General features: G+C 73.8%; 5 protein-coding genes. 3 read left to right on the top strand and 2 right to left on the bottom strand.

The window, feature by feature from the left end:
* The first annotated feature begins 64 nt into the window (after positions 1 to 64).
* From F0L68_RS15530 to F0L68_RS15520, 3 genes are all read left to right on the top strand, one after another.
* Positions 65 to 835, top strand: coding sequence for a class I SAM-dependent methyltransferase (locus F0L68_RS15530; RefSeq protein ID WP_149850271.1), 771 nt, complete (start codon positions 65 to 67; stop codon positions 833 to 835).
* A gap of 142 nt (positions 836 to 977) precedes the next feature.
* Positions 978 to 2,993, top strand: coding sequence for a primosomal protein N' (locus tag F0L68_RS15525; protein WP_149850270.1), 2,016 nt, complete (start codon positions 978 to 980; stop codon positions 2,991 to 2,993).
* 139 nt (positions 2,994 to 3,132) lie between these two features.
* Positions 3,133 to 4,080 carry an SMP-30/gluconolactonase/LRE family protein gene (locus F0L68_RS15520; RefSeq protein ID WP_223198821.1) on the top strand — a complete coding sequence of 316 codons (948 nt, stop codon included), beginning with the start codon at positions 3,133 to 3,135 and terminating at the stop codon, positions 4,078 to 4,080.
* Positions 4,081 to 4,098: 18 nt separating this feature from the next.
* Here the strand turns inward: F0L68_RS15520 and F0L68_RS15515 are convergent, their stop codons facing one another.
* Together F0L68_RS15515 and F0L68_RS15510 are read right to left on the bottom strand one after the other, a co-directional pair.
* Positions 4,099 to 5,484 carry a hypothetical protein gene (locus tag F0L68_RS15515; RefSeq protein ID WP_149850269.1) on the bottom strand — a complete coding sequence of 462 codons (1,386 nt, stop codon included), beginning with the start codon at positions 5,482 to 5,484 and terminating at the stop codon, positions 4,099 to 4,101.
* Positions 5,484 to 6,065, bottom strand: a complete 582-nt coding sequence (locus F0L68_RS15510; protein ID WP_223198820.1) for an RNA polymerase sigma factor — start codon at positions 6,063 to 6,065, stop codon at positions 5,484 to 5,486. The genes F0L68_RS15515 and F0L68_RS15510 overlap by 1 nt, the downstream gene beginning before the upstream one ends.
* Between the last annotated feature and the right edge of the window lie 33 nt (positions 6,066 to 6,098).

The raw sequence follows: 6,098 nt of genomic DNA, 5'->3' as shown, positions 1-6,098 counted from the left end.
TGCGGCCGATTTACGCGCCGACGGCGGCGTATGGTCATTTTGGTCGGCCGGATCTGGATCTGCCGTGGGAGCGGACCGACCGCGCCGACGTACTCCGTCAGGCGGCCGGAGCCTGAGCCAGTCGGAGCTGACGCCTGAAGCCGCCGACGAGCTGCACGGCCAGCTCGTCGGCGCGCTCGGCGTCACGGGGCAGGTCATCGACGTCGGCGCGGGCTCCGGCTCGCTCGGCGCCGAACTGGCCAGGCGGGGCGTGCCGCTGACGCTGTCCGACCTGGCCGACTGGCGCGTCGGCGACGCCCGCGAACTTCCGTTCCTGCGCGGTGACAGCTGCGCCATGCCCGTGCGAACCGGGGCCTGCGCCGGGGTGCACATGGCCAGGGTGCTCTACCACGTGCCGGCCTGGCGCGACGCGCTCGCGGAGCTGGCCAGGATCCTGGCGCCGGAGGCGGCGCTGTGCCTGTCGCTCGGTGCGCGCCTGTACACCGGGGCGATCCGCGACCTGCTCGACGAGCTGTTCGTGCGGGCCGAGGAGCGAGGCGTGTCGCCGGTCCCGGTGGTCGCCGACATCAGCGGTCCTGACGAGGTGGACGCCGTGCTCGCCGGTCGTGGGCTGAGTGCGCCCGAGGTGTTCGAGGTGTCCTGCGCGGTGCCGGTGACGCCGCGAGAGGCGATAGCCGAGGCCGTGCGGAATCCGGTTCGCTGGGCCGCTGGTCAGGAGCTGTCCGTGTTGCCGGAGCTGGGCGCCGCGGTGTTGGCGGCGTCCGGGTTGGCCGAGGACGAGCCATTGGCGCAGGATCGACGCGTTGCCTATCGCATTTATCGCCGCATTGGGTGAAACGACAAAGGGCGGCGGTGTGGGCGTGCTGGACCACACCGCCGTCCTTTGCTAGTTGTCTTTTCGCGGTCCCGCTCGAGGGGAATTCCGCCGCTCGACCCGGTGCGCCGGACCGTCGGGCCACTCTGGTAGACCAAGGGCCATGGCCAGCAAAAACACGATGCGCCGGGGGGAGTGGCAGCCCGCCGCGACCCTGCCGATCGCGCGCGTGTGCGTGGATGTTCCGCTGGCCCATCTCGACCGCCCCTTCGACTACCAGGTGCCCGCGCAGTTCGACGCCGACGCCGTGCCGGGCTGCCGGGTCAGGGTGCGGTTCGCCGGCCAACTCGTCGACGGATTCCTGTTGTCGCGCGCGGAACGGTCCGAGCACACCGGCAAGCTGATGTTCCTGGAACGCGTCACCTCGCCGGAGCCGGTGCTCTCCCCGGAGATCGCCGCGCTGGCACGGGTCGTGGCCGACCGGTACGCCGGCACGCTCATCGACGTGCTCCGCCTCGCCGTGCCGCCCCGGCACGCTCGCGCGGAGAAGCAGGCCCACCCGGAGCCCGCGCCGCCGCCGGCAGCCCCTGACCCGACGTGCTGGACCCGCTACGCGCGCGGGCCCGCCTACCTCGACGCGCTGCGCAGCGGCCGGCCTGCGCACGGTGTCTGGCAGGCGCTGCCCGGCGAGGACTGGCCCGCCCGGCTCGCGGAGGCCGCCGCGACCGTGGCGAGCACCGGGCGCGGCGTCGTGCTCGTCGTGCCGGACCACCGCGACGTGGCCAGGCTGCACGCGGCGTGCGTGACGCTGCTCGGCGACGGGGGCGTGGTGGCGCTGTCGGCCGACCTCGGCCCGGCCGAGCGCTATCGGCGCTGGCTGGCGGTGCGGTGCGGCGCGGTGCGGGTCGTGGTCGGCACCAGGGCCGCCGCGTTCGCTCCCGTGGCGGACCCCGGCCTGCTGGTGGTCTGGGACGACGGGGACGACCTGCACGCCGAGCAGCGGTCACCCTACCCGCACGTCCGTGACGTGCTGGCGCAGCGCGCGCACCTGACCGGGGCCGCGCTGCTGATCGGCGGGTTCGCCAGGACGGCGGAGGCCCAGTTGCTGGTGGACACGGGCTGGGCGCACGAGATCGTGGCCGCCCGCGAACAGCTCAGGGCCGCCGCGCCGAGAGTGGCCTCGCTCGGCGACACGGACTGGCAGCTGGCCAAGGACCAGGCCGCCCGCTCCGCAAGGCTGCCCTCGATGGCGTTCGACGCGGCGCGCGCGGCGCTCGCCGCAGGCCGTCCCGTGTTGGTGCAGGTGCCCCGGCGCGGCTACGTCCCGTCGCTGGTCTGCGGCAACTGCCGCGCGCCGGCCCGCTGCCGTCGCTGCGCCGGCCCGCTGGCGTTGCCCGGCGGTTCGGACGGCGGCGTGCCCCGGCCGGCCGCCTGCCGATGGTGCGGCGCGGCCGAGGCGGCGTACCGGTGCCCGGCCTGCGCCTCCCGCCGGTTGCGGGCCGCCGTGGTCGGGGCGCGCCGCACGGCGGAGGAGTTGGGGCGCGCGTTCACCGGAGTGCCGGTGCGGACCTCCGGGGGCGACGAGGTGTTGGCCAGCGTGCCGGCCCGGCCGGCGCTGGTGGTGGCGACGCCGGGCGCAGAGCCGTTCGCGGAGGGCGGCTACGGCGCCGCGCTGCTGTTGGACGGGTGGGCGCTGCTCGGTCGCGCCGACCTGCGCGCCACCGAGGAGGCGCTGCGGCGGTGGATGACCGCGGCCGGAATGGTGCGGGCGGGGACCGACGGCGGCCAGGTGGTGGTGATCGCGGACTCGACGCTCGCCCCCGTGCAGGCGCTGGTCCGCTGGGACCCGGTCTGGCACGCCCGCCAGGAGCTGGCCGGCCGCACCGAACTCGGCTTCCCGCCCGCCGTGCGAATGGCCACTGTGGACGGTTCACCGGAGGCGCTCGCGGCGCTCGTCGACGACCTGCGGCTGCCCGACTCCGGCGAGGTGCTCGGTCCGGTGCCGATCGGCGAGGTCGCCGAAGACGGCTCCGCGCAACGGGAACGCGTGCTGGTGCGGGTGGTCCGGTCCGAGGGCAAGGCGCTCGCGGCGGCGCTGTCCGAGGCGGTCGCGGTCCGCACCGCGCGCAAGGAGCCGGATCCGGTTCGGGTGAAGCTGGATCCGTTGGAAGTGCTGTAGCCGGCGGGGTTGTAGGCAGAAGCGCTGTGGGCGGAAGTGTTGTGGGCGCGGGGAATTCTCGAATCGGGGTTGACCTGGAGCGCGCTCCAGCCGGCAGACTGCGCGCGTTTGGTTCGCTCTGCTTGGGGGTTCTACTCGCATGTCCAGCATTCGCAGCATGATCACCGCGGCGGCCGGGGCCACCGCGGTTCTGCTCGCGGTCGCCGCGCCGGCCCAGGCGGCCACCGCCCCGGTGCGCGATCCCCGGATACTCGCCCACCTCGACCTCGCGGCTGGCCAGCAGCCGGAGAACATCACCCTCGAACCCGACGGCGACGCCGACGTCACGTTCGCCTGGACCGGGCAGGTCGCCAGGGTGACCCGCGCCGGCCGGACCGAGGTCATCGCGCAGGTCCCGGTGCCCGACAACGGCGACGTCCCGCTGGTGCACCGGAAGATCTTCCTCGGCGGGATCGCGGCCACCCGGGACGGCGTCCGCTACGTCTCGGTGTCCACCGGCACCGCCGAGGGCACCGGCATCTACCGCTTCCGCCCCGGCCACGCCCCGACGCGCGTCGCGGCGCTGCCGGCCGACAGCTTCGTCAACGGCCTGGCCATCGACCAGCGGACCCGGCAGCTCTACGTCGCCGACTCGGCCAACGGCGTGGTCTGGCGGGTGCCGCTGCTTGGCGGCGCGCCGGTGCTGTGGGCCGACGGCGCCGAGCTGAAGTCGCCCGGCTCGTTCGGCGCCAACGGCGTCAAGCTCCACGACGGCGCGGTGTGGGTGTCCAACACCGGCAACCAGACCCTGGTCCGGATTCCCGTCACCGAGATGGGCGCGGCGGGCACGCCGAGGGTGGCGGCCGAGAAGCTCGGCCCGATCGACGACTTCGCGTTCGTCGGCGACCGCGTGCTCGCGGCCATCAACGCGGACAACCGGGTCGTGCTGATCGACGAGGCCGGGTCGGCGAAGACCGTCCTGACCGCGCAGGACGGGCTGTCCAACCCGACGTCGATCGCGCTGCGCGGCGACACGCTCTACGTCGCCAACGCCGCGTACTTCACGGCGAAGGACCCGAACCTGCTTACCGCGCACCTCGCGCGGTAAGCAGGTTCGGCGGAGCGCCTACGGCGTGGCTGGCCCGTCGTACAGGACGGCGCCGGCCGCGTCGTACAGGCGGACCCCGGCCGTCCTCATGCCGCCTTGGGGCAGCCCGCTCAGCTGGCCCGCGAACGTGCCGTCGGCCACCGCGGCGTCGATGTGCAGCCCACCGGGGGCGGTCAGCTCCACCCTGGCGACCGCCGGGGTGATCACGCCGGCCGCCGTGAACAGGCCCTCGGGGCTCAGGTGGTCGTACAGGACCTGGAACGGGTGTTCCTGGGTCACCCGCGAGTTCGCCGCCCTGTCTCCCATGTACGTGGCGTTCGCGCGGCCGCGGTCGAGCCCGCAGATCATCATCCTGCCGGTGTCGTCGCCGCCGATCAGCACCCCGTAGCTGTTGTCGATCGGCGTCCGCGCGCGCGGCTTCAGCGTGTTCTGGTCTGGCAGTTGGCTCGAGTCCCCTCGATCCCAGTCGAGCATGCACTCGTTCAGCTCGTTGCGCGGCGAGGTCGGGTCGTTGTCGCCGGCCAACCCGGCGTAAATGCCGCGCTGCTGCTCCGGCGGGCCGAGCTTGCCGAGGCTGGTGAATGAGGAGTTGGCCGTGCGGGCGGTCGCCGTCACCTCGAGCCGGCTGCCATCGTCCCTGATCCGGTTCGGGTCGATCACGAACACGCCCTGGTCGGCGAACGCCCGCGCCGTGTTCCGGTCACCGCCGTCGGGATTGGTCGTCACGACGTCCAGCTTCTGCACGTCGGCAGGCACCGTGCCGGCGATCGTGCCGGACGGGGACTGGAAGCTGCTCCACATCGAGGTGGCGGTCGGCGTGCCGCCCAACGGCCACTGCTGGACCTTCGGGTCGGACACGGCGACCGTGGCCTTCGTCAGCTCGCAGAACAGCACCGAACTGGTGCGGAACACGACCGTGGTGCGTGACTTGCCGTAGTAGTGCGGCGGGCTGGTGAGGTCGACGGCGAACAGCGGCTGCCACGCCGGCCGGTCGGGATAGTCGGCGGACCGGGCGCTGCCGTGCGCGGCGGTCCAACAGCGGTCGAACTCGTCGGTGCTGACCGCCCTTGCGGCCAACGGCGGCGGGGCCGGCACCGAGCTGGTGGTCGTCGACGACGTGGCCGGGCTGGCAACCTGGCCGTCGTGCGAGTCCTGGAGGGACTGCATCATGATCACCCCGCCCCCGGCCAGCACGACGACGGCGGCCGCGGCGGCGAACGGCGCGCGGTTCCGCGCCGTCCACGGCTGGCGGGCGGCGGCCGGCGCAGGGGAGTACGGGTCGGCCCTGGACTCGAAGGTCGGGGCGTTCGCCGACTGGATCCCGGTCAGGACCGTGGCCCTCATCCGTTCCCTGGTGCCTTCGGGCAGCTGCCGCGCGGGCGGTGGCGTGAACTCGTGCTCCATCAGATGACCTCCTGTCCGACCATGCCGCGCAGCCGGCTGCGGGCTCGGGATATGCGGGAACGCACGCTGGTCTCGGCGACGCCGAGGGCCGCCGCCGCGTCCGCGGTGCTCAGCTCGCCGAGCAGGCACAGCTGCACCGCCTCGCGCTCGGCCGACGGCAGCCGATTCACGGCCGCAAGCACCTCGCGCAGCCTGCGGTCGTCGTCCACCGCCCCGGCGACGTCCTCGGCGTGGTCGTCGACCGTGTCGGTGCGCGGCAGCCGGGTCAGCACCCGGCGGAACCGCCCGAGGCGACGGAACTCGTTGCGGGCCAGGTTGCCGGCCACCGCGTACAGCCACGGCAGCGCGCTGTCCCGCACGAGCGTCAGCTCACCCCGCTTGCGCCACGCGGCGAGGAAGGTGGCCGAGGTGACGTCCTCGGCCGTGGACCAGGAGCCGGTCAACCGGTACGCGTGGTTCCACACCGCCTCGGCGTGCCGGTCGAACAGCACACCGAACGAGTCCTGGTCGCCGTCGGCGGCCCGCTGCCACAGGCCGCGGTCGGTGGGGTCGCCGTCGAGACCCTCTGGTCGGCCTCTCACCAGCGTTGCCGCCCCCCACCCACGTTCGCTATT

The sequence above is a fragment of the Solihabitans fulvus genome, assembly GCF_008386585.1.
Taxonomy (GTDB): Bacteria; Actinomycetota; Actinomycetes; order Mycobacteriales; family Pseudonocardiaceae; genus Solihabitans; species Solihabitans fulvus.
This window is presented reverse-complemented; position numbering and strand designations above follow the sequence as displayed.